Here is a 22,694-nt window from a genome sequence, read left to right as displayed (position 1 = left end):
TTGGGCTCGCTGCAACCCATCCATCCGCTGTCAAGATTACGCCCGATCGAGCAACCGCGTAGGGTCGTAACACATGGACATCGCCGACCGATTGCGGCTCGATGTCCCGGTGGGACAGGCCGGAATGGGCGGCGGGCTGGCGAGCGCGCCGCTGGCGGCCGCGGTCGCCACAGCGGGTGGCTTGGGAACCCTGGGCATCGCCACCCCGCGCCGGCTACGAGCCTCGATCGACCAGGTGCGCGAAACGGCTCCCGGCCGTGCCGTCGCGGTAAACCTGTTGATGCCCTTCGTTCATCGCCACCACGTCGCGGTCTGCGTGGAAGCCGGCGTGGACGTGGCCGTGTTGGCGTTCGGCGAAAAACGTGGGCTCGTCGAGCACCTGCGCCGGGCCGGAGTCTTCGTCTTCGTGATGGTGGGCACCGAGGCCCAGGCGCGCGCCGCGGTCGCCCGGGGCGCCGACGGTTTGATCGCCCAGGGGCGGCAGGCCGGCGGCCATCTCGTGGGAACGATGCCGGCCCTGGACTTCCTGCCCCACGCCCTCGGGGTGGCCGGCAACCGCCCGGTCTTTCTGGCCGGCGGCATCGCCACCGCCGCCGACACCCGCGCCGCGCTGGATGCCGGCGCCGACGGGGTCATCGCCGGCACGCGATTCCTCCTGACCCACGAGGCCAACGCGAGCCGGGGGTATCAGCGGCGAATCATGCAGGCGGACAGGACGATCGAGACCAACCTGTTCGGTCTGAGCTGGCCGCTGCGCCATCGCGTCGTGCCCAACGCGGCCACCCGCCGCTGGTGCGGCGACGACGGGCGTGCCAAAGCGCTACCCGCCGCCCTCAACGCGGCCAGCCGCCCGCTGTCGGTGCTGGGCTATTTCGACGCGGGTGCGCTGATGCGCATGCAGTCACCGGCGCTCCCGTTCTTCACACCGCTGGCCCCGGTGGCCGGAGTGCCCGATTCCTGGCTGGACAGCGCGGCCCTGTACGCCGGCGAAACCGCGCTGCGGATCAACGAACTCACCTCCGCCGGGCAGGCCGTCAGGGACCTCACCCCGCACTGACGGCCTCACCGCACCAGCGCCAGCGCAAAACCGTCCCAGTGCTTGGCGCCGACGGTCTGGATCACAGCCGTGTCCAGCCGCGGGTGCTCGCCCATCGCCTGCAACGCCTGCCGGGTCGCCCGCACTTTCGCATCACCGGACTCCGCCTCGAGGATCCGGCCCTCACGAATGACGTTGTCCACCAGGATGACTGAGCCGGCCCGAGCCAGCCGAACCGCCCAGTCGAGATACGCGGCGTTGTTCTCCTTGTCGGCGTCGATGAACACCAGATCGAAGGGGTCACCGTTCAGCGTCGGCAAGGTGTCCAGCGCGGCGCCGACGATCACCTCGACGCGGGCGCCCACGCCGGCCCGCTGCAGGTTGGAGCGCGCGACCTCGGCATGCTTAGGCTCGTATTCCAGCGTCACCACGCGACCGTCGGGTCCCGCCCCGCGCGCCAGCCAGATCGTGCTGAAGCCCCCCAGCGTGCCGATCTCGAGGATGCGGCGCGCCCGGATCGCACCGGCCAGTAGCGACAGGAACTTGCCCTGCTGCGCCGAGACCGCGATCTGCGGCAGCCCGGCGGCATCGCTGGCCTGCAGCGCCGCGGTCAAGGCCGGATCCTCGCCCACCACCGTGCTGTCCAAGAATGCGTCGACGTCTTTCGGAGTTGGGTCTACCGTCATGACGCCCACGCTACGCGGCCGCGGCCGGCCCATCCCGCCTATTTACGGGATACCCGTAGGGGGTATATAGTCACACGGTGTGGTTGTTCCACAGCTAGTTCCCAACACAGAGAAGGGTGATGGAAAAATGGCGACCTACGACGCAGGAACCCTGCTGACCTGTGGCCACGAGGGCTGCGGATGTCGCGTTCGCATCGAGGTTCCCTGCCACTGTTCCGGTGCGGGCGAGCCGTACCGCTGCACGTGCGGCGACGAGCTGACCCCGGTCGAGTAGCCCCGGCACGCCGGTCGTGCGTTCGGGCCTCAAGGGTGGTGGCATCACCGCCCGAACACGCGACCGGCCAGCTCGAGCCCGGCCGCCAGGCATAGCGCGACGGCCGACGCGCCGACCGCCACCGTGTAACCGCCCGGCTCGATGCGCCAGGCTCGCGCGCCGCCGTCGTAGTGGGCGAGCAGGCGTGCGTCGGCCTCGATGGTCACCCGGCGGGTTTCGCCCGGCTCGAGCTCGACCCGCTCGAATCCCAGCAGCCGCAGGCATCGCTCGCCGGGGGTCGCGGTCAGGTACAGCTGCGGGACGTCGGCCCCGCCGCGATCGCCGACGTTGACGACGCTGAAACTGGCGCTGATCGTGTCCCCGCCGCCGATCGCTAGGTCGTGGTACTCAAACCTGGTGTAGGACAAGCCATGACCGAACGCGAACATCGGCGCCAGGCCGCTCTTTGCGTGCCAGCGGTAGCCGACGTCGGCCCCTTCGAAGTAGTCGATCGTGGTCGGTGTCCCCCAGGGGGCACCGAGGCCGGGAAGCTCCGGCCGTGGCGTCTGATCGAGGTCGACCGGGAACGTGACGGGCAGCCGGCCCGACGGATTCACCCGGCCGGCAAGGATTTCCGCGATTGCCCGGCCACCGGCCTGACCCGGATACCACGCCTGCACGACCGCGTTCACCGAACCCCGCCAGGGCATGGCCGCCGGGTTCCCGGTCTCCAGCACCACCACGGTGTTCGGGTTGGCCGCCGCCACCGCGGCGACGAGCGCGTCCTGGCCCCACGGCAGCGACAGGTCGGCGCCGTCGAAACCCTCCCCTTCGGCACGGACCGCGAACACGATCGCGACGTCGGCCCGCCGCGCCGCCAGCGCCGCCTCGGCCGGAGTCACCCCGGGATCGAACTCGATGCGCGCGTGGACAAGCAGCTTCTTCAGCTCGTGCAGCGGGCTCGATGGCAGCACGTACAGGCTGCGCACGCCCGCCTCCAAACCCGCACCGCCGATCGGGATCACGGCCGCGTAACCCCCTGCGGGCACGACGGCGCTCGACCCGTATCCGGCCGCGACGCCGAGCTGCGCATGGCCGCCGATCACGGCGATGCGCGCCGTCGACTCGGGCGATAACGGCAACACCCCCCGATTGACGAGCAGCACGATCCCCTGCCGCGCGATCCGCAGGGCGATCTCGTTGTGCTCGGCCAGATTTGGAAGCGGCGCCGCCGAGGGCCGGTCGACGCCGACGGCGAACATCGACCGCAGGATTCGCCGCACCATGTCGGACAGGCGCTGTCGGGGCAACCGGCCGTCGGCGTACGCCTCGCGCAGCGGCTCGCCGAATGCCTCCGCATCCCAGAGCAGCTCGTCGATCTGCGCCCCGCATTCCTGGTCGAGGCCGGCCAGCGCGCACCGCCAGCTCGGGGTCGCACCCCAATCGGACATGACCCATCCGGGGTATCCCCAGGCGCCCTTCAGCACACCGTTGATCAAGACGTCGTTGGCCGCGGCGTAGTCGCCGTTGACCATGTTGTAGGCCGTCATGACGGCGCCGGGCCGGGAGCGCTCGATGGCGATCTCGAAGGCCAGCAGGTCGGATTCGCGGTGCGCGTCGGGATCGATGACCGCGTCCAGCCAGTGCCGGTTGGTCTCGTTGCAGTTCAGCGAAAAGTGCTTGACCGTCGAGATGACGCCCTGCCGTTGGATCCCCGTGACCGATTCGGCGGCGATCGTGGCGGTCAAAAGCGGGTCCTCCGAGAGGTATTCGAAGTTGCGCCCGTTGCGGGGGTCGCGCACCAGGTTCATGGCGCCCGCCAGCTGGACGTTGAACCCACGGCTGCGGGCCTCCCGGCCGATCACCTCACCCGCGGCGCGGGCCAGCGCCGGGTCGAACCCGGCGGCCAGCGCCAGCCCGGCCGGCAACGCCGTGGCCGTGTCGCCCGGGCGGTAGCCGGGGTTGGTGACCCCGAGACCGGCGTCGCTCATCAACAGCGCCGGGACACCGAGCCGCGGAACCCCGGGCACATAGCCCGCGCTCATCGGCACGCCCGGCGGGATGCGTTCGTCGCGCCGAGGGAACAGTTCGCTGGCGCCCATCACCCCGACCAGGAGCGAGAACCGCTCGTCGTCGGTCATTTGCGACTCGACCTCGCGGGCCCGGGCCCCGGCCTCGTCGGGGTCGCTCATCGCGCACCCTCTTTGGCGTAGACGACACGCAGCACGTGCCCCAGTTCCGGCCCCATCACCAGCTCGGTCAACTCACAGATCGTCGCGACGAACGCGGGGCCGTGCGGCGGCTCGGCCTGGCACAAATGATGCGCCACCTCGTGCAGCACCACCAGCTCGCGCAGCGCCCAGTCGGCGGTGTCGCGGTCGGGAACCGCGATAGTGCCCGCGCCGTCCCGGTTTTCGTAGTGGGCCGCGGTGGCGGCCCGCCGCGGCCGCACCGTCAGCGGCGAAGCGCCCGGCCAACGTCGCCGCACCGACGGCAGCGCCAGCACCTCGTCGACGTAGCGCTGCACGGAGGCGACCGACCCGAATCGGCCCTCGGGCGGCAGGGTCAACTGCGTGCCGAAGAACTCCACCACGGGAGACCCGTGCTCGGCGGCACGGTCGAGCAAGGTCCGGACGAACTCCTCAGCGGCGTAAACCCTGGCGCGCTGGGAATCTCGGGGTGCACCGGCCCGCGTCACCGGCGCAATGCGCTCCGGGCGCCGGGCAGCTCGGGGCTGTTACCGAGCCGCGCCCGCCGACCGGCCCGGTCGCCCGCGCGTCGCGCCGCCGAGGAATAGCCGGCCGACGCCCGGTGGGCTTGCCAGCTGCCGCGCGCCTTCGACGTGTTCCGGTAGTGGTCGCGCAGCTCGAGTTCCTTGTCCCGCAAGGCGATAGCGGTGCCCGGCGGACGGCGGCGATCCTTGGTGGCCTCGCGCGTGGCCTCCTCGCGGGCCTCGGCCAGGCGCTGACCGACGCGGGCCCCGAACGCGAGCTGGAAGTTGAGCCGGGCGGTGATGGTCGGCGTGGGTCGGTGCGCGCCGGACGCGAGGTAGGCGTCCGACGCCCGGACCATCTGGACGACCAGGCCGGCGTAGAGGGCGTGCGTCGCGTCGATGTCCTCGGCGAACCCGTACGCGTACAGGAAGGTCGAGTTCGACGCCACGTCGCAGCGGACGTCATTGGCCGCCGCGATCAGCACGAAAAGTTGCACGTAGGTCCGCAGGCCCCGGGTGCCGGCCGCCCCGATGGTGATGGTCCGCTGCGTCGGGGCCTGCACCGGCGAGCGCTTGGCCGCGTGCGAGCGCGCCACGGCCAGGTCGATGGAGGCCGCCGTCGCCAGCCGCTGCGCCGCGCTCATGAAGGCGTCCGCCTCATGGGTGTTGTCGGTCCCCTCCGCCTGACGCAGCAGCGCGGCGATGCGAGCCAGCATTTTGTCGTCGGTCGTCATCTTGTAGTCCGCCATAGCGCCAAACTACGGGAGCGGTGCGACACAGCCCTCACAGTCGCTTGAGGATCCAGGAGACCACGTCGCCGAGCACCTGGTCGCGCTCCGGTTCGTTGAAGACCTCGTGGTACAGCCCGGGGTAGACCTTCAGCTCGACGTCGGTGGATCCCACGCATTCGACCAGCCGGCGGCTGCCGGCGACGGGGATGAGCCGGTCGTCGGAGCCGTGCACCACCAGCAGCGGCGCGGTCAGTGCCGGCGCCCGCTGCGGCATGGTCTCGCCGACGTGCAGCAGCGCGCGTCCGACGCCGGCCGGGACTTTCCCGTGATACACCAGCGGGTCGGCGTTGTAGGCCGCCACCACCGCCGGGTCCCGGGAGATCGCGTCGACGTCGAGGTCCTGCACCGGAAGGCCGGGCACGACGACACCGAGCACCTTGGCCGCGACCACCATCAGCGGCGACACCAGATCCTGGGCCGCCACCGCCGGCGCCGACAGCACCATCATGTCGTAGTTGTCCGGGCGTTCGACGCCGTAGGCGAACACGATGCCGCCGCCCATGCTGTGCCCGAGCACGATGCACTTGAGGCCGGGATGCTCCCGGGTGGCGATGCGGACCAGGGTGTCGAAATCACCGGTGTACTCGGAGATGTCCCGCACCAGCATCCGCTTGCCGCCGGAGCGGCCGTGCCCGCGGTGGTCCAGCGCGTAGGTGACCAGCCCCGCATCGCCGAAGCACTGCGCGACGTGGTCGTAGCGGCGGGCGTACTCGCCGAGGCCGTGCGACAGCACGACCACCGCCCGCGGCGCGGTGTCCGGCGTCCAGACGTCGTAGACGATGCGCACGCCGCCGACGCCGTCGAAGGTCCGTTCACTGCGCGTAGCCATCATTGGGCAGCGTAGTGGCTCACGGGGTGGGCCTTGACAAAGACTCTTTCGGAGACTCTGTCGGAGACACTGCGTAGGCTCGTGCGCGTGAGGCTGCTCACCGAAAACGCCGGGAACTTTGACCGTGAGTCGGCGGTTGGCGGGGACTTCTCCACCGACGCCGAGCCGTACCGCCGCGAATTGCTCGCGCACTGCTATCGAATGACCGGGTCGTTGCACGACGCCGAGGATCTGGTGCAGGAGACGCTGCTGCGGGCCTGGAAGGCGTACGACCGATTCGAGGGCAGGTCCTCGATGCGGACCTGGTTGCATCGCATCGCCACCAACACCTGCCTGAGCGCGCTGGAGGGCCGCGAGCGGCGCCCGCTGCCGACCGGGCTGGGCCAGCCCAGCTCGGACCCGACGGCCGAGCTGGTGGAACGCCGGGAGGTGCCCTGGCTGGAGCCCCTGCCGGAGCTGACGGACGACCCGGCCGACCCATCGGTCATCGTCGGGTCGCGGGAGTCGGTGCGGTTGGCCTTTGTTGCCGCGCTGCAACACCTTTCGCCCCGGCAGCGGGCTGTGCTGCTGCTGCGCGACGTGCTGCAGTGGAAGGCGGCCGAGGTGGCCGCGGCGATCGGCACCACCACCACCGCCGTCAACAGCCTGCTGCAGCGTGCCCGCGCTCAGCTGGAGGCCGTGCAGCCCAGCGCGGGCGACCGGTTGACGCCGCCGGATTCGGCCGAGGCGCAGGACCTGCTGGACCGCTACATCGCCGCGTTCGAGGCGTACGACATCGACCGGCTGGTCGAGCTGTTCACCGCCGAGGCCATCTGGGAAATGCCGCCGTACGCCGGCTGGTACCGCGGCGCGCGGGACATCATCACGCTCATTCACCAGCAGTGCCCCGCCGAGCATCCCGGGGACATGCGCCTGGTCCCGCTGGTCGCCAACGGCCAGCCCGGCGCGGCCATGTACATGCGCGCGGGCGACGTGCACGTGCCGTTTCAGTTGCACGTGCTCGACGTGCGGGGCGGTCGCGTGTCGCACGTGGTGGCGTTCCTCGACGGCGCGCTGTTCGGCAAGTTCGGGCTGCCGGGTTCCCTGTGACGATGCCGGATCCCCCGCTCGCCGCGCCCGCGCCCGGCAAACCGCTGCTGTTGCTGGGCGCCTTCGACATCGGCGCACTGGGCTACGTCGCCGAGGAGTTCTTCGTATCCGGAACGGCCTTTTCCTACACGCCGGCCGCGGAGTTGGGCCCGGACGGCCGGTGGAGCGTAACCCCCAGCGGCACGGCCGAATACACCACGCGGATCGTGGTGCTGACGCCCGCCGATCCGGCCCACTTCAACGGCACGGCGCTCGTCGAATAGCTGAACGTCAGCGGCGGCATCGATGCTCCGGCCGTGTGGATGATGGCCCATCGCGAGATCCTGCGCGCGGGCTACGCCTACGTCGCGGTCTCGGCCCAGCGGGTGGGGGTGGAGGGCGGCGCGAGCCTGCTCGGCTTCGACATGTCGCTGAAGAGCCAGGACCCGGAGCGGTACGCGGCGCTGCGCCACCCGGGCGACGCCTTCGCCTACGACATCTTTTCCCAGACCGGCGAGCTCGTCAGGAACGGCCTGCTGGGCGATCTGCGCGTGCGACACGTGATCGCCGTGGGCGAGTCGCAATCCGCGATGTTCCTGACCACCTACGTCAACGCCGTCGATCCGCTCACCCGAAGCTACGACGGCTTTTTGGTGCATTCGCGGTTCGCGACGGCGGCACCGCTGGACGACATTTCGATCTTCGACGAATCGCAGGCAAACTCGCCGGAGGCGGTCGCATTCCGCCCCGACCTGCGCGCCCCGGTCGTCACGATCATCACCGAAACCGACCTTTTCGGGCCGGTGCGGCATGGCTACTACTTCGCCAGGCAGCCCGACAACGAACGGCTGCGGGTGTGGGAGATCCCGGGTGCCGCGCACGCCGACAACTACACAATCCAGGTGGCGCCGATCGACGACGGCTCGGCACCGGTGGATGCCATCGTGGCGGCTTACGCACCGACCAACATGCTGATGGGCCAAGAGCTGGAGCACTACATCAACTTCGGGCCCCAACACCATTACGTGGTGCAGGCGGCGCTCGCCGCCCTGCACACGTGGGTCCGGACCGGCGAGCCGGCGCCCACGGCCGCACCCATCGGCGCGCACGAAAGCGATCAGCCCCGGCCCATCCTGGATCCCAACGGCATCGCCCACGGCGGTGTCAGAACCCCGTGGGTGGACGTGCCGATCGCCCGGACGTCGGGCATGGGCGCCACAGAGAGCGTCATGGCGGCGATCTTCGGGTCCGGCGAGCCCTTCGACGCCGCGACGTTGCACCGGCTCTATCCGGGCGGAGCCGAGCAATACCTCGACGGCTTCACGGCTGCGCTGGACAAAGCGATCGAAGCGAGGTTCATCCTGCCGGCCGATCGCGCCGAGATCCTCGAGCTGGCCGAGGCGACGTTTCCCGCGCAGCCTTAGAACAGGCGGCTGTCGGGCGCCGGTCCCTCCACCGGCCGGACCAGGCCGGCGCCGGTGACCAGCGGCAGGTCCAGCGCCGACAGCAGACCGGGCGGGGCAGCGCACACCGCGGGGATCGCGTTGACCATCCGCGACGCGCCGGCGATGCGCGCGCCGAGATCGTGGTCGTGGTCCTCGGCCATCTCGAATTCGCACCGCATGCTCGGGGATCCCTCGATCTCGACGCGGTACAGGCCGCGTCCGGACGCCAGTCCGTAGCCGAGATCCTTTGGCGGAATGCAGATGTGGGGCTGGGGCCAATCGGCGGCGATGTCGTCGCGCATCCGCGTCACGTGGTCGAGGATGAAAGTCGGCCTCCCGCCCACGTATCCGGTCAGCGTGGAGCGCATGGCCGCGATCGTTCCCGCCGCGATGTGGCCGGTGGGCGTCTCGAAGGACTCGGCGGCGGGGATGCGTTCGTTGCTCTCCTCGATGTTGTCGATCTTGACGCCCAGCCCGGCGGCGAGCTGGTGCAGGACCGGGCCCCAGCCGAAGGCGAACATTCCCGGCTGGGCCGCGAAGGCCCGGTACTCCGGCGGCTTGCCGAACCCGAGGATCTCGTACACCGCGGCCCGGTCCGGGTAGGTGGCGTAGTTGAACATCTCCGTCACCCGCACCGACTCGATTACCCGGGATACCCCCGAAAGCACCAGCGGCAGAACGTCGTTGGCGAAGCCGGAGTCGATGCCGGTGGTCAAGAACGACACTCCGCCGTCCAGCGCGGCCCGCCGCAACGGGTCGGTGAATGCGCCATCGAGGGCGTCGGGAAACACCAGCGGCACCACCGAGCACGACACCACGTTCTTGCCGGACCGCAGGATCGACACCATGTCCCCGACCGCCTCGAGCGGCCGCAGGTTGGCGCCTGCGGCGTACACCACCGCGTCGGCGTCACCGGCGAGCATCGGCGCCGGGTCCTGCGTGGCGATCACGCCCACCGGGGCGACACCGCACAGCTCGCCGGCGTCGCGGCCCGCTTTGGCATCGCTGTGCACGACGACATCGACCAGCTCCAGCTCCGGATGGTCGATCACGCCGCGCAGCGCGATCACGCCCATGGAGCCCGGCCCCCAAATTCCCACCTTGAACACGATGGTCTCCTAGTATTAGGACATAAATCATTATATTTTGGACGGATCGTAAGGAGCCCTGCGTGGGTGAGTCAACCGCCAAGTCACCGCCCACCGCCCGCGTGATGGATGTGCTTGGGACGCTGGCGGATTCACCGGGCGGGCGCACATCGGCGGAGTTGGCGAAGGCGTGCCGGATCAGCACCTCGACCTGCGCCCTGGTGCTGGCCGAACTGGAGCGGCGCGGATGGGTGGCGCGGCGCGAGGATCGCCGCTATGTGCTGGGCAGCGGCTTGTTCGGCCTCGTTCACGGGCTGCGCACGCAGTTCCCCCTGCTGGACCGCGGGCGCGACGCGCTGCGCTTCTTGCATGACACGCTCGGCGCGGGCTGCTCGATGTCGCGGATCGGTGACCGCCACCTGACCACCGTCGACGCGGTCGGCCATGGCACCGACGGCGAGCATGCCGTCGGCCAGCGCTTCCCCATCGACCCGCCGTTCGGCCTGGTCGCGATGGCCTGGCGCGACGGCGATTTCGTCGAGGCCTGGCTGCACCGCGTCACGCCGCGGCTGACGCGCGCCGAAATCGCCCGGCATCAGTGGGTGCTCGCCGACATCCGGGCCCGCGGCTATGGCGCGTGGCGGTTCGACGACACCCACCAGTCGCTGCACCACCGCCTGGCCGACGTGCTGGCGTCGCTGGAGCCGACCGCCCAGGTCACCCGCCGGCTCACCACCCTGATGACCATGGTGACGCTGCAGTCCGTCACCGATGCCCTCGAAACACAGCTGGCGTCAACGGAATTCGTCGTCCTGCCGATCTTCGGCCGGGACGGCCAGCCCGAGTACCAGATCGAGATCCACCTGGGGCGCTCGACCGGGCTGACCCTGGCCGCACTCGACGCCGCGCTGCGGAGCGCGCAGGCAATGCTCAGCGCATCGTCGCCCGGCTAGGCTGAAACCCATGCCTGCCACCGCGGAGATCCGGCGCGCGGCCGACCGGGCCGTCACCACGACGTCCTGGCTGAAGTCCCGGCATTCTTTCTCGTTCGGCGACTACTACGATCCCGATAACACCCACCACGGGCTGCTCCTGGTGAATAACGACGACATCGTCGCTCCCGGAACGGGATTCGACACCCATCCGCACCGGGACATGGAGATCGTGACCTGGGTCCTGAGCGGCGAGCTCACACACCGGGACTCCGCCGGCAACCGCGGGGTCATCTATCCCGGCCTGGCCCAACGCATGTCGGCGGGCAGCGGCATCCTGCACTCGGAGAAGAACGACTCCCGAACGGAACCAGTCCATTTCGTGCAGATGTGGGTGGTCCCCGACGAGACCGCCATCACACCGAGCTACCAGCAGCACGAGATCGACGACACGCAGCTGTCGGCCGGACTTGTGACCATCGCCTCAGGGATGCCCGGCAATGAGGCGGCCATCACGCTGCACAACCGCAACGCCGCGCTGCACGCCGCGCGGCTACAACCCGGCGACTCGGTGGACCTGCCGCGGGCGCCCTACCTGCACCTATTCGTAGCGCGGGGCCGGGTCGACGCGGCGGAAATCGGTGACCTGCACCAGGGCGACGCGGTCCGGTGCACCGGCGCCGGCGGGGCGCGGGTCACGGCGGCCGAACCGTCGGAGCTGCTGATCTGGGAGATGCACGCAAAGTTGGGCGCCTGAGACCACATAGAGTGGGCACGACAGACAGGAGCCCGCATGTCTCAATCGCAGCCGCGGCACGCGGCGCCCAACCCCAAGCGGAACATCAAGGCAGTTCGGACCGTGCGGTTCTGGGCGCTACCCATCGTCGTCACGCTGGCGCTGATGTCGGCGCTGTGCGCGCTGTACCTCGGCGGCATCCTGAACCCGATGACCAACCTGCGACATTTCCCGATCGCCGTGGTCAACGAGGACGCCGGTCCGTTCGGGGGACAGATCACCGACGGGCTCGTCGCCGCGCTGGACAAGAACAAGTTCGACGTCCGCGTCGTGTCCCACGACGAGGCGCAGCGCCAGCTGGACACCGCGCGGGTGTACGCGGAAATGGTCATTCCGCCTACGTTCTCGTCCAGCCTGCGCGAATACGGGGCCGGCGCGGTCGCGCCCGGCCGCGTGACCCGGCCCTCGGTCACCATCGCCACGAACCCGCGGGCCGGCACCCTCGGGGCCGGCATCGCCGGACAGACGCTGACCCAGGCGATGGCCGTGGCCAACGGCAAAGTCGGCCAACGGCTTACGGCCGACGTCGCCGCGCAGACCGGCGGCGCGCAGCTGACCGGCGCGTCGGCGCTGGGCCTGGCCAATCCGATCGAGGTCAAGGCGAGCGTGTACAACCCGTTGCCGAACGGCACCGGTAATGGGTTGTCGGCCTTCTATTTCGCGCTCCTGCTGCTGCTCGCGGGGTTCACCGGCAGCGTCGTGGTCAGCACGCTGGTGGACGCGCTGCTCGGCTACGTGCCGGCGGAATGGGGCCCGGTGTACCGATTCGCCGAGCAGGTCAAGATCTCGCGTTTCCAGACGCTGCTGATCAAGTGGGCCATCATGGTGGTGCTGGCGCTGCTGACCTCGGCGGTGTACCTGGCCATCGCCCACGGGCTCGGCATGCCCATTCCGCTCGGCTGGCAATTGTGGGCGTTCGGGGTGTTCGCGATCATCGCGGTGGGCGTCACGTCGAGTTCGATACTGTCGGTGCTGGGCTCGCTGGGCCTGCTGGTCAGCATGCTGATCTTCGTGATCCTCGGGCTGCCGTCCGCGGGCGCCACCGTCCCGCTGGAGGCCACGCCGCCGTTCTTTCGCTGGCTGGCCACGTTCGAGCCGATGCACCAGGTCTTCCTGGGCGTGCGCTCGCTGCTCTATCTCGATGGCCGCGCGGATTCCGGTCTGTCCGAGGCGTTGTGGTTGACGGCGATCGGTCTGGTGACCGGCCTGTTGCTGGGTGGCGTCATCACCCACCTCTACGACCGCCAGGGCTTCCACCGGATCCAAGGCGCGGTCGAGCTGGCGATCGCCGCGCAACACCAGGCGGAGCACCAGGCGCGGGTGAGCAAGCGGGACAGCGTCCTCGCGCACCCGGCCGAGACCGAGAGCGAAATCTCAAGCGAGCTAACGTAATTCGAGCGCGACCCAAGCGTCACGCGGTCGTTATCAAAATTGACAGTGTTACCGGTGTGACTGATGCTATTGATGTTGCATAACGAAAAGTGCCGAAAGGTCCACCGTGCTGACGCCCCTTGCCAGCCTGCGCCGGCTGGCGGCCTGGTGCACTGCCTCCTGGACTGGTCTGCTCGCGTGCGCGGTGCTGGCGAGCACGACCGGACAACCCATAGCGCGCGCCGCGGATGGGCGTGACCTGCTGGCCAACGCGATCGAGACCACCAGGGGCACCTACCTCGTCTACAACTTCGGCCCCGGTCACCCCACACCCATGCTCAACGCCGGTGGCAGCTGGTACGAGATGAACAACGGCGGCCACCTGATGGTCATCAAGAACGCGGCGGGACGGCTCGCGCCGCACCTGCTGGTGGACAGCCACCAGGGCGATCAGGCGCGCTGCGAGAACAATCCCGGCGCCCGCACCGGCGAGGGGCTGTGGCAGGCGTCCGAGATCTACCCGCCGCTGCAGGCGTGGCAGCGGCTGGGGCAACCGACGATCGCGATCAACGCCAACTTCTTCGACATCCGGCCGCAGCAGGCCGGCTCCTGGCGCCAGACCGGCTGCAGCTCCCCGCTGGGCGCGTTCGTCGACAACACGCACGGCCAGGGCCGGGCCAACCAGGCGGTCACCGGCACCGTCGCGTATCCGGGCAAGCAGGGCCTGTCCGGCGGCGGCGAGAGCTGGAGCGCCCTGTCGACGATGATCCTGCCCTCGGGAGGTGCGCCGTATGTGTTGCGCCCCAAGAGCCCCCAGGACTACGACGTCGCCACACCGGTGGTGCAGGACCTGCTGAACCGCAACGAGCGCTTCGTCGCGGTGTCCGGGATCGGCCTGCTGTCCCCCGGTAAGACCGGTCAGCTCAACGACGGCGGTCCCAGCGCGGCGCGAACGGCCCTCGCCTACGTCAAGCAGCGGGACGAGATGTACATCTTCGAGGGCGGCAGCTACACGCCGGACAACATCCAGGACCTGTTCCGCGGCCTGGGCAGCGACACCGCGGTCCTGCTCGACGGCGGCGGGTCGTCGGCCATCGTGCTGCGGCGCGACACGGGCGGCATGTGGGCCGGCGCCGGGTCGCCGCGGGGATCATGCGACACCCGCCAGGTGCTGTGCGACTCCCACGAGCGTGCGCTGCCGAGCTGGCTGGCCTTCAACTAGACCCAATGGCGGCGACCCGCCTCGCCCGGCTTCGCCGCCCTCGCGATCGCCGCTAGGCCTCGGCCGGCCCGAAGCGGAAGATCAGCAGGCTTGCGCCGACCACCGCCGCCGTGACCGCGAACACCGGGGCGACGACGAATCGCGACATCGTCGCGCCGACCAGGGCGCCGGCGCACATCGTGAAAACCACGCTGAAGCGCAGCTTTTCGCGGGCGCCCCTCCCCCCGGCGAGATGGCTGTCCAGGCCGAGGCTCACGATCGTCGACGTCAACACCGTGGTGGACAGTTCCTGGATGCCGAACTGGCGCGCGCTCGAGTGCTGCAGGCCGAACGTCACCGCGAGAAGCCCGATCATGACCAGCTTGCTGTCGTCGTGGTAGTGCAGCACACCGGTGCCGGCCAGGATCGACAACGTCACCAACAACACGATTTCGGTTGCCAGCACGGTTGTTATCCATGGTCGCGTGCGCTCACCGAAATGCCGCGCCAACCGGCCACTGACGATCGTGGTGCAGACGAAGGTGGGCAGGGCCACCACGACTGCCGTCAGGTCGATGTTGGTCCGGGGGGCCAGCCAGAAGCCGAGGAAGATCACGTTGCCGGTCATGTTGGCCACGAACACGTGGCCGAGAACCAGGATGCTGATCGCGTCGGCCAGGCCGGTGGCGAAGGTCAGCAACAGCAGCGCCGCGACGGTCGAGCGTTCGGAGACCGGCGACGCGACGGGCACGGGCTAGACCTGGGGCGTCAAGTCCAGCGAGGTGATGGTCGTCATCCTCGTCACCAGCCAGCGGCCGTCGGTGCGCTTCATGAACAGCCGGTAGGACAGGTATTTCAGCGACGGGATGTTCTTGGTCAGTGGGCTGGTGGAGGTGGTGTTGGTGTACACGATGACGACGGCATTCGGGTCGTCGAGCGATTCGACCGCCGCGCCGGTGACCTCGGTGTGGTTGCTGACCTTGGCCTGCTTGTTGGGGGCCACGATCGCGTCGACGAACTTGCGGTATTGCGCCTCGAAGTCGCCGCTGAGGTAGGCCGCGGCGCGATCGGCGAGGCCGTCCATGTTCTCCGGCGTGTATGTCCACAGCGTCGTGATCGCGTTGGCCGCGGTGCGCGCCACGTTCAGCTTCGTCGCGGCGGCGGCGCGATCGGCCAGGTACGGCTGGACCATCGCGCCGGCGAACGCCGCGGAACCCACGAACAACATCGCGGCCAGCGCGACGACAATGGCGAGCCGCTTGCCGGCCAGCAGCCTGCGCCGCGGGCGCTTTTCGTTGGCTTTCGTCGCGGCCTCAGCGGTCTCAGCGTCCTCAGCGGCCTCGGTGTCCTCAGCGGATTCGGTTGCGGCATCATGGCTTTCGTCGGCCCCGGCCGCGGGCTCCTCGGTCGTGGCCTCTTCCGCGTCGATTGTCAGATCACCTGCAGCAGGTTGCTGATCTTCCACTGCTTCCCTTCCTGCGTGACGGTTACCGTCCAACGGTTGGTGTTCTCGAAGACCTGCTTTTCATCGGGGGACTTGGAGGTGACGTCGGTCGCCACCATCACGGCGGCGCTGCCGTCGTCGTTCCACCGTTCCAGCCCCGCGCCGAGGACCGTGCCGGTGGCGGGTTCGGCGCGGGCGACCTGAAGCAGGATCTCGTTGGCCTTCTCGTGGTACTGCTTGGCGAAATCGCCGGTGGCCTGGGCCAGTACGCGGGTCACGTAGTCGTTGGCGTGATAGGGGTCGATGGAGGTGAACTGCGTCATGAATCCCGACACGTAGCTCAGCACCTCGGTCTGCTTCGACGCGACGCGCACGCGGCGTTCATGGGAGATCAGCATCAGGGTGCACAGCGTGATCGCCGCCACCATCAACAGCGCCGCGACCGTGCCGGCCACCGGCAACCCCAGCGGCCGCCGCGGCGGCACCGGCTGCGCGACGAGCAGCGACTGCTCGCCGGGCTCAAACTTGCGGCGCGGGCTCATTTTCCGTTCCCGGGCGGTTTGGGCTTGGTCAACACGGTGAGGTCGTCGACGCGCCAGCGGTCATCCCCGCCCTTGGCGAAATCCACGCGAACGGATGCGCTGATGTACCGTTCGTCGGGCGCGTTGCCGCGCCGGCCCTGCAGGAACAGCAGCATCGTCGCCCGGTCCGGGGTGGCCGACTGCACCGACCAGTCGATCGGCCAGTACTCGTTGATGACCGGTGTCCCCTTCTGGACGACGTCCTGCTGCACCTGCAGCTGGCCCCGGTACTTGTCGGTCGCCAGGGACCGGGCGCGAGCGAAGTCGTCGCTCAACGACTTTGGGTCGTACGTCAGCATCTGCGCGACCATCTTCGGCCCCTGCGCCGCGATCTGCGCCTTGGATTGATCGCTCGCCCGATCCCGGGAGTACACCACCAGGTAGCTCACCGCGGCGCCCGAAAGGCACACCGCCGCCGCGGTCAGCACCGCCACCGCGGTCCACCGCCGCAGGCTGGGCGCCGCCTCGTCGGGTTCGACGCGTCGCACGTCGGTGCCCAGCAGCATGTCGGCGAACGTGCGCCGCCGTGAATCCCACAGCGGCCAAAGCCATCCCACAATCGATGCGGTGTCGACCAGGTGCGCCAGGTCCCGCAGCAGCATCCCCCACGGCCCGAGGGCCGCGCCATCGCCGCGCACCAGCGCGATGCCGAACAGGCCGCGCCCGAGGCTCCAGCCCGTGATCGTCGGCAGCAGCAACCGGTTGGCCAGCGCCAGCAGGATGACGGCCCCGAGGACGGAGATGCACACCCACCACCACACGCCGCGCGCCGGCACCGTGAACGACACCAACGCCAGCGTCACCGTCGCGGCGGCGGGCGCGAGGACGTCGACAGCGAAGGCGCCCGCCCGAACGTGCCAGGGCGCCAAGGCATCCCGCGGTGGCGCCGGGGCGGCCACCTTGGTTTGAACCTGCTTCGGAGTCTCCTCGACCACCGCCGTCACTTCGTCACCTGGTCGAGCTTGGAAATCCGGTACTGCCCTTCGGCGTATGCCATCTTCACCCGGAGGCGGTAGCCGGTTTCCTTTTGCGACTGGTCGCTGGCCACCTTGACGCGCATCGCGACGAGCACGTCGATCGAACCGTCGCTGTTGTTGCGCTCCACCGCCGCCCGCGCGTCGGACACCTCGACGTGGACGTTCGCGGCCTGATACGCCTGGACGATCATGTTGGTGTACAGCAGCGCCTGGGAGCGGAATGCGTCCGTCCCACACTCGATGATCTTCTGTTCGCTGGCGGCCATCGCTTTGGTGTCGGGCGCCTGGGTCGCCGCGACGCAATCCACCGCCGCCTTGAGCGCCGCGGCGTCGTTGCGCGCGATGACCTGGCTTTCGTGGTGGTAGCGCAGGGCAAGGTAGCCACCCGCCCCGAGGCCGCCGGCCAACAGCACGAGCGCCGCGGCAATGCCGGCGAGCCACCCGCGACCCAGTCGCGACGGACGGCGTTCGACGCCCACCGGCCCGGCGTCGGCCTCGTCCTCCGACTCCGGCGACTCCTGGCCCGGTTCCTCGGCCGTCACCTCGGGAGTCGTCTCGTCGGTTCCCTCTTCGGACTGCGCAGACTCCCCGGCCGTCTCCTGCGGGGTGGTCTCCTCGGCAGCAGCCGGCGGCTCCTGCTGAATCTTCGGACTGGATCTCTGGGAGGGCCTGCGCAGTCGACGAAACCTCGGCATGGGTGGGTGGTTCAGCCGGCCGGTGCCAGCATCTCCTTCCATCCGTCGTCTCCTGTTTTGGTCGAGTTTTCGACGGAGTATTTCACTCCGTCGGGGCCCACCAGCTCACCGCTCTGCGGACTGTAGATGGCCGCGGGAGGCCCGCTCGGAGTGTAGACACAGGGGTTGGGCTGTTGGCCGTTGCACTGCACGGTACCGGATCCAGGCCGCGACAACGGGTCACTGGTCGGCGGTGGTGTCCCCGCGACCCGGTCCGACGGCGCCGGGTTCAGGCCGGTGTCGATCGACGGCGCCGGGATCACCATGCCCGGCCGCACCGACTGATCGCAGCGGGCCGCGGGCGCCGGGCAGGTCAGGATCTGGTTCGGGTCGCCGTACCAGGGGTTGGTCCCCGCCGGCACGTAAGGGTTGGGGTCGCGGCACTCCCGCGGCGTCGCCGCGCGCTTGCCGGGGATGTCGGTGCACGGGATGTTGCGCGACCCGCGCACGCTGTTGGCCGGGTAGTCCATCGGGATCTTGCAATAGGTGCCCGACGGCAACGGCGCCAGGTTGACATCCGCCGGGGACCGCCACTCCGACGCGGGAATGAAGCCGGTCAGGCACGGCGGCGGCTGGTTGATCGACAACGCCAGGTCGAGCGCGCCCATGTTCGGGAACGCGGCGGCGACCGTCTGGGCGATCGAGGCGCCCTGCGGCAGGAACACGAACACCTGCTCCACCCCGGTGTGGTAGCGCTTCAGCAGGTCGAAGACCACCTCGAGGTTCGCCAGGGTCTGCGGCAGCGAGTCGCGCACGTCGTTGAACACCGAGTTCACCTGGTCGGCCGTCGGCGCCGCCTGGCGCAGGACGCTGCGCAGGTGCCCGTCCTCCTGGGCGGCCTGCGCGGACAGGTTGTTCAGGTTGCGCGCCCAGCGCTCGATCGCGGCGTTGGAGTTGACCTGGCTGTCCAGGATCGGCCCGGAGTTCTGGATGATGTCGTTAACGTTGGTGATGTTCGTCTTGAAGTCACCGACGATCGCCTGGGTGGAGTCGACCAGCCGCTGCAGGGCGGGGCCCAACCCGCCGACGGACTGCGCCGTCTCGTCGAGCAGCTGCCCGATCTTGTCCTTGGGCAACACGGCGAGCCCCCGGTTGGCCGTGTCGAGCGCGGGCCCGATCTCGGCGGGCACCGTGCCCTTGGTGATCGTTTGCCCCGACGACAGGTACTTGCCCGGGTTTCCCGTCGACACCAGGTCCAGGTACTGCTCACCGACCGCCGACACCGAGTGCACGTTGGCGACCGCGTCGGCCGGGATCTTGTAGCGGCTGTCGATGCTCATCGTGGCCTCGGCGCCCGATTCGGTGGGCTCGACGTCGGTGACCTTGCCGATGGTGATGCCGCGGTAGGTCACGTTGGCCGTCGGGTACAGGCCGCCCGACGCGGGCAGCTCGGCCTTGAGCGTGTACCGGCCGACGCCCACGAGGCTCGGAATCTGCAGGTAGTACACGCCGAGCACGAGGATCGAGATCACGGTCAGGATTCCGAACGCGATCAGCTGGCGTCTGATGAAGGGAGTCAGCAATTCCTATCCGCCCTTTCCACCAGGGGACCGCCGGGCGCGTCGTTCGGGTTCGGCGTGTAGCGGACGTCGGGGATCATCGTCTCGGGGTCACGGCCGAACGACTGCTCGAGCGCGCGCAGGGCCCCCGACAATCCGGTGCCGGTGAGGAACGCGTTGTCGATGGCGCTGTAGGTCAAGTCGAGCGTCAGCGACACATTCTGATAGTCACCCCGCATCAGCTTGGGGATCGTGTCGATGTCGTAGGGCTGGGTGAGGATCAACTTCAGCGCGCCGATCAGGTACGGCGAGGCACGGCCGAGCTCCTTCAGCGGGCACTGCAGCGACTGCAGGTCCTGGTGCAGCGGGCCGCGCGCCTCCGACAGATACTGGTCGGCGGCCTGGCTCAGCCGGCCCACCGAGTCGACGGCGTTGATCAGCAGCTGCTTGGTGTCGGCGAAATGCTTGATCAGCGGCGGGATGTCGGTCAGCACCCGATCCAGGACATCGGCGCGCCCCCCCACGTACACCAGCAGCCGGTTGGTGGAGTCGATGGCGTGAGTGATGTCGTCGCGCTGCTGATTCAGCTGGTCGGTGAAGGTGTCCAGCTTGCCGAGGAAGGCCCGGATCTGGTTACCCCGCCCGTTGAAGATGTCGTAGACCTCGTTCTGCAGCACCTCCAGGTTCGGGATGCCGCCCCCGCGCAGGATCAGCGAGAGGCTGGCCAGGGTCTGCTCGGTGGTGGGAAACGCCGACGAGTTCTTCAGCGGAATGGTGTCGCCGTCCTTGAGTTGCCCTACCGGGTTGGGCGGGGAGGCCAGCTCCACGTGCTGGGAACCCAGCAGTGAGGTCTGGCCGATCTTGGCGGTCGCGTTCTTCGGCAGCTTGACGTTCTTGTCGATCCCCAGCGTCAGCGTCGCCACCCAGTTCTTCAACTGGATCGCCTTGATCGACCCGACGAACACGTCGGCGACCATCACCTTGCTGTTGCCGTTGATCGCGAGCGTGTCCGGCATCTGCACATAGATGGTCATCGCGCCCGAGCCGCTGCCCGGGCCGCCCGGGATCGCCACGTTGGAGATTCCGTGCCAACCGCACGAGCTCAGCACCAGCGCGGCCACCAGCAGCACCAGGCCGTGCCAGGCCCGGTGACGCATCCGGCGAGCAATCGCGTTCACTGGCCACCCCCGAGGTCAGCGGCGGGTACCGCCGGCCCACCGGCGTTGGGCGCCGGCGCCGCGACGGGCGCGGGCGTCGGGGCGACCGGGCCCGGGGCCACCTCGGGCCCCGGCGGCGGCGGCGGGATCGGCACCTGGGGCGGGTTTTGCCCGATCACCGGCGCTATCGGCTTTTCGTCGTAGTCGTTCGGCGCTCCCGGCGGGGTCTGCAGGGTCGACTGCACGGGCGCGATGTTGGGTCCGCCCATCAGTTCGGCCAGCGAGTCGGGGGTCATCAGCCCCGCCGTGATCGGCCCCACCTGCTGCCCCTGCATGCCCGGGGCCACGATCCAGCCCGGCTGGGTGTTGCGGTGCGACGTCGGCGTGTCCGGTGACCAGATGCCCGGGACGGTCGTGTCCTTGTAGCCGTTCGGCGGGTGCAGCCGCGGCTCGGAGTACGCGACGTCCTTGGGCAGCGTCTCGGCGGTGGAAAACAGGTTCAGCCCGAAAGGCAGGTAGTTGAACTTGATCGCGTCGAGGATCGGCGCCAGGTACTGCGCGCACAATTCCGCGGACTCCTGGTATCCGAGCCGGCTGCCGGCCTGAATCGAGCTGCAGATGAACTGCATCGGGTTGGCGAAGTTGGTGATCGCCGGAACGGCGACGACCGAACCATGCGAGGGGTGATAGATCTGGTTGATGTTCGCCGCGGCGGTCGGCAGCACGTGCAGGGCGGTCTCCAGCCCGTTCAGCGGATCGGGTTGCAGCAGCGCGTTGGTCGCGGTCGCCAGGTTGTTGACGTCGTGGGTCAGCACTTCGCGGTTCTTGTCGAGGAACGGGCGCACGGTGGAAAGCAGGCTGTCCAGCTGCGCTACCGCATCGGCCAGGGCGCCGTCGGAGCTGGCCAGCCGCCCGGTGACATCCGCGAGGTTCTGATTCAGCGCCACGAACTGCTGATCGTCGGAGTGCAGCGCGTTGACGAACAGCGCCAGGCTGCGCACCACCGCAAAGAAGTCGCCGCGACCCTCGTTCAGCGCGGTCAACGCCTGCGACAGGCTGCTCAGCGTGGTGTTGATCTGCTGACCCTTGCCCGCCAGCCCATTCGCGAACGACTCGATGACCTCACCGAAGGGGCCCTTCGGCTGCTCGGGCGTCGGCCCGAGCTTGGAGATGATGTTGGTGACGCTGTTGCGCAGCTCGTCCCACTCCACCGGGACCTGGGTGCGCTCTTCCGGGATCACGGCGTTGTCGGCGAGGACCGGGCCGCCCTTGTAGGCCGGCTCCAACTGGATCGCGCGCGAGGCCACCAGGGTGGGGTTGAGGATCACCGCCGACGCGTTCGCGGGCACCTTGTACTTGTTCTCGTAGTGGAAGGTGACCTTCATCTTGTCGCCGGCCGGCTCGATCTTGTCGATCGTGCCCACCCGCAACCCCATGATCTGGACCTTGTCGCCCGGATACAGCGCGTTGGCCGCCGGGAAGTAGGCGACGACCGTGTTGTTGCTCAGCTTCTGGTACAGCCGCCACCCGGCGTAGCCGACCACCAGCGCCAGCACGATCACCAGCGACCCGATGATCACCGACGTCCGGGACATCTTCGGCAGCCGGATGTTGCGGACATCAAAGATGGTGCTCAATTCTGGCTACCTCCCGTGACGCCGCTACCTCCCGTGCCGCCGGGGTTGATGAACGGTGCCGGCAGTTGCTGGCCGGGTCCCGGCGGTGCGGGCGGACCCGGCGGCAGCGCCGGCGCAAACGTCGACGGTGGCGGCGTCGGGCCGGCCGGCGCAAGGTTTTCGGTACGCGCGCCCGGCGGCGCCTGGGCGGGCAGCGGCACCGGCGTGCCCGGAACGTTCGGCGGCGGGTCACCCGGCCGGCCCGCGATCGGGATGCCCGGGGTGGGGGGCAGACCGTCGGGGTTCGGCGGCGACGTCGCGACGTCGATCGGCGCGGGGAAGCCGGGGCCACCGAACGGGCCGATGCTCGCGCCCGCGCAGGGCATCGGATTCCACGGCCGCGGCAGGCCCTCGTCGCCGACGGTGACGTTGCCGCCGGGGTTGGCCGGCGTGTACGAGCACGGCGATCCGGGCGGG

Annotated in this window: 20 protein-coding genes and 3 pseudogenes; 8 read left to right on the top strand and 15 right to left on the bottom strand. The window is 69.4% G+C overall.

From position 1 onward, the window contains the following. The first annotated feature begins 73 nt into the window (after window positions 1-73). A complete protein-coding gene (locus tag VMD50_RS12535) occupies window positions 74-1,057 on the top strand; it encodes an NAD(P)H-dependent flavin oxidoreductase (protein WP_325428067.1) in 984 nt (327 codons plus the stop codon). 5 nt (window positions 1,058-1,062) lie between these two features. On the opposite strand, the gene VMD50_RS12530 is transcribed toward VMD50_RS12535, so the two are convergent. Further along, a complete protein-coding gene (locus VMD50_RS12530; RefSeq protein ID WP_325428066.1) occupies window positions 1,063-1,722 on the bottom strand; it encodes an O-methyltransferase in 660 nt (219 codons plus the stop codon). Window positions 1,723-1,849: 127 nt separating this feature from the next. Between VMD50_RS12530 and mymT the strand changes: the two genes are divergently transcribed. Continuing rightward, window positions 1,850-1,996 carry a copper-binding metallothionein MymT gene (mymT, locus tag VMD50_RS12525; RefSeq protein WP_082956685.1) on the top strand — a complete coding sequence of 49 codons (147 nt, stop codon included), beginning with the start codon at window positions 1,850-1,852 and terminating at the stop codon, window positions 1,994-1,996. A 44-nt stretch (window positions 1,997-2,040) separates the two neighbouring features. Here mymT and VMD50_RS12520 read toward each other — a convergent pair whose 3' ends face one another. The 4 genes from VMD50_RS12520 to VMD50_RS12505 are packed head-to-tail and all read right to left on the bottom strand — an operon-like array spanning window position 2,041 to window position 6,311. Further along, window positions 2,041-4,167, bottom strand: a complete 2,127-nt coding sequence (locus tag VMD50_RS12520; protein WP_325428065.1) for a beta-glucosidase — start codon at window positions 4,165-4,167, stop codon at window positions 2,041-2,043. Continuing rightward, window positions 4,164-4,673 (bottom strand): TIGR04338 family metallohydrolase, encoded by a 510-nt coding sequence (locus VMD50_RS12515; RefSeq protein WP_325428064.1) that lies wholly within the window; start codon window positions 4,671-4,673, stop codon window positions 4,164-4,166. The genes VMD50_RS12520 and VMD50_RS12515 overlap by 4 nt, the downstream gene beginning before the upstream one ends. After that, on the bottom strand, window positions 4,670-5,422 hold the full coding sequence (locus VMD50_RS12510) for a DUF2786 domain-containing protein (protein WP_325428084.1): 753 nt from the start codon (window positions 5,420-5,422) through the stop codon (window positions 4,670-4,672). Before VMD50_RS12510 ends, VMD50_RS12515 begins: the two co-directional genes overlap by 4 nt. A gap of 49 nt (window positions 5,423-5,471) precedes the next feature. Then, window positions 5,472-6,311, bottom strand: coding sequence for an alpha/beta hydrolase (locus VMD50_RS12505; protein ID WP_325428063.1), 840 nt, complete (start codon window positions 6,309-6,311; stop codon window positions 5,472-5,474). Here VMD50_RS12505 and VMD50_RS12500 point away from each other — a divergent pair. Next, window positions 6,259-7,397 (top strand): annotated as a pseudogene (locus VMD50_RS12500) (sigma-70 family RNA polymerase sigma factor). The gene VMD50_RS12505 and the pseudogene VMD50_RS12500 overlap by 53 nt on opposite strands. A 2-nt stretch (window positions 7,398-7,399) precedes the next feature. After that, window positions 7,400-8,800 (top strand): annotated as a pseudogene (locus tag VMD50_RS12495) (alpha/beta hydrolase domain-containing protein). Here VMD50_RS12495 and VMD50_RS12490 read toward each other — a convergent pair. Then, complete coding sequence (locus VMD50_RS12490; protein ID WP_325428062.1) at window positions 8,797-9,930, bottom strand: NAD(P)H-dependent amine dehydrogenase family protein; 1,134 nt, start codon at window positions 9,928-9,930, stop codon at window positions 8,797-8,799. The pseudogene VMD50_RS12495 and the gene VMD50_RS12490 overlap by 4 nt on opposite strands. A gap of 104 nt (window positions 9,931-10,034) precedes the next feature. On the opposite strand from VMD50_RS12490, the gene VMD50_RS12485 reads away from it, so the two are divergent. The 4 genes from VMD50_RS12485 (at window position 10,035) to VMD50_RS12470 (ending at window position 14,230) form a co-directional block, all read left to right on the top strand. Continuing rightward, entirely contained in the window at window positions 10,035-10,862 is an 828-nt protein-coding gene (locus tag VMD50_RS12485; protein ID WP_325428083.1) for a MarR family transcriptional regulator, read from the top strand. Between the two features lie 10 nt (window positions 10,863-10,872). Further along, window positions 10,873-11,598, top strand: coding sequence for a pirin family protein (locus tag VMD50_RS12480; protein ID WP_325428061.1), 726 nt, complete (start codon window positions 10,873-10,875; stop codon window positions 11,596-11,598). Window positions 11,599-11,634: 36 nt separating this feature from the next. Then, window positions 11,635-13,029: a YhgE/Pip domain-containing protein gene (locus tag VMD50_RS12475; RefSeq protein WP_325428060.1), complete on the top strand. Its 1,395-nt coding sequence runs from the start codon at window positions 11,635-11,637 to the stop codon at window positions 13,027-13,029. A gap of 79 nt (window positions 13,030-13,108) precedes the next feature. Then, window positions 13,109-14,230 carry a phosphodiester glycosidase family protein gene (locus VMD50_RS12470; RefSeq protein WP_325428082.1) on the top strand — a complete coding sequence of 374 codons (1,122 nt, stop codon included), beginning with the start codon at window positions 13,109-13,111 and terminating at the stop codon, window positions 14,228-14,230. A gap of 52 nt (window positions 14,231-14,282) precedes the next feature. Here the strand turns inward: VMD50_RS12470 and VMD50_RS12465 are convergent, their stop codons facing one another. The 9 genes and pseudogenes from VMD50_RS12465 to VMD50_RS12425 all read right to left on the bottom strand — a co-directional run. Continuing rightward, entirely contained in the window at window positions 14,283-14,960 is a 678-nt protein-coding gene (locus VMD50_RS12465) for a YoaK family protein (protein WP_325428059.1), read from the bottom strand. A gap of 3 nt (window positions 14,961-14,963) precedes the next feature. Continuing rightward, window positions 14,964-15,674: a mammalian cell entry protein gene (locus VMD50_RS12460; protein ID WP_325428058.1), complete on the bottom strand. Its 711-nt coding sequence runs from the start codon at window positions 15,672-15,674 to the stop codon at window positions 14,964-14,966. Then, window positions 15,641-16,195 carry a mammalian cell entry protein gene (locus VMD50_RS12455; protein ID WP_325428057.1) on the bottom strand — a complete coding sequence of 185 codons (555 nt, stop codon included), beginning with the start codon at window positions 16,193-16,195 and terminating at the stop codon, window positions 15,641-15,643. Before VMD50_RS12455 ends, VMD50_RS12460 begins: the two co-directional genes overlap by 34 nt. After that, window positions 16,192-17,178, bottom strand: coding sequence for an RDD family protein (locus VMD50_RS12450; RefSeq protein ID WP_414686055.1), 987 nt, complete (start codon window positions 17,176-17,178; stop codon window positions 16,192-16,194). Before VMD50_RS12450 ends, VMD50_RS12455 begins: the two co-directional genes overlap by 4 nt. Then, on the bottom strand, window positions 17,175-17,948 hold the full coding sequence (locus VMD50_RS12445) for an Mce protein (RefSeq protein ID WP_325428056.1): 774 nt from the start codon (window positions 17,946-17,948) through the stop codon (window positions 17,175-17,177). Before VMD50_RS12445 ends, VMD50_RS12450 begins: the two co-directional genes overlap by 4 nt. Further along, a complete protein-coding gene (locus VMD50_RS12440; protein WP_325428055.1) occupies window positions 17,918-19,468 on the bottom strand; it encodes a virulence factor Mce family protein in 1,551 nt (516 codons plus the stop codon). The genes VMD50_RS12445 and VMD50_RS12440 overlap by 31 nt, the downstream gene beginning before the upstream one ends. Further along, window positions 19,462-20,601 carry a virulence factor Mce family protein gene (locus VMD50_RS12435; RefSeq protein ID WP_325428080.1) on the bottom strand — a complete coding sequence of 380 codons (1,140 nt, stop codon included), beginning with the start codon at window positions 20,599-20,601 and terminating at the stop codon, window positions 19,462-19,464. Before VMD50_RS12435 ends, VMD50_RS12440 begins: the two co-directional genes overlap by 7 nt. 17 nt (window positions 20,602-20,618) lie before the next feature. Continuing rightward, window positions 20,619-22,238, bottom strand: coding sequence for a virulence factor Mce family protein (locus VMD50_RS12430; protein WP_325428054.1), 1,620 nt, complete (start codon window positions 22,236-22,238; stop codon window positions 20,619-20,621). Next, window positions 22,235-22,694: pseudogene (locus VMD50_RS12425) on the bottom strand (mammalian cell entry protein); the annotation flags it as partial. The gene VMD50_RS12430 and the pseudogene VMD50_RS12425, both read right to left, overlap by 4 nt.

The sequence above is a fragment of the Mycobacterium sp. genome, assembly GCF_035506235.1.
Lineage (GTDB): Bacteria > Actinomycetota > Actinomycetes > Mycobacteriales > Mycobacteriaceae > Mycobacterium.
The sequence above is the reverse complement of the archived record's forward strand: the minus strand, read 5'-3'. Positions and strand labels throughout refer to the sequence as shown.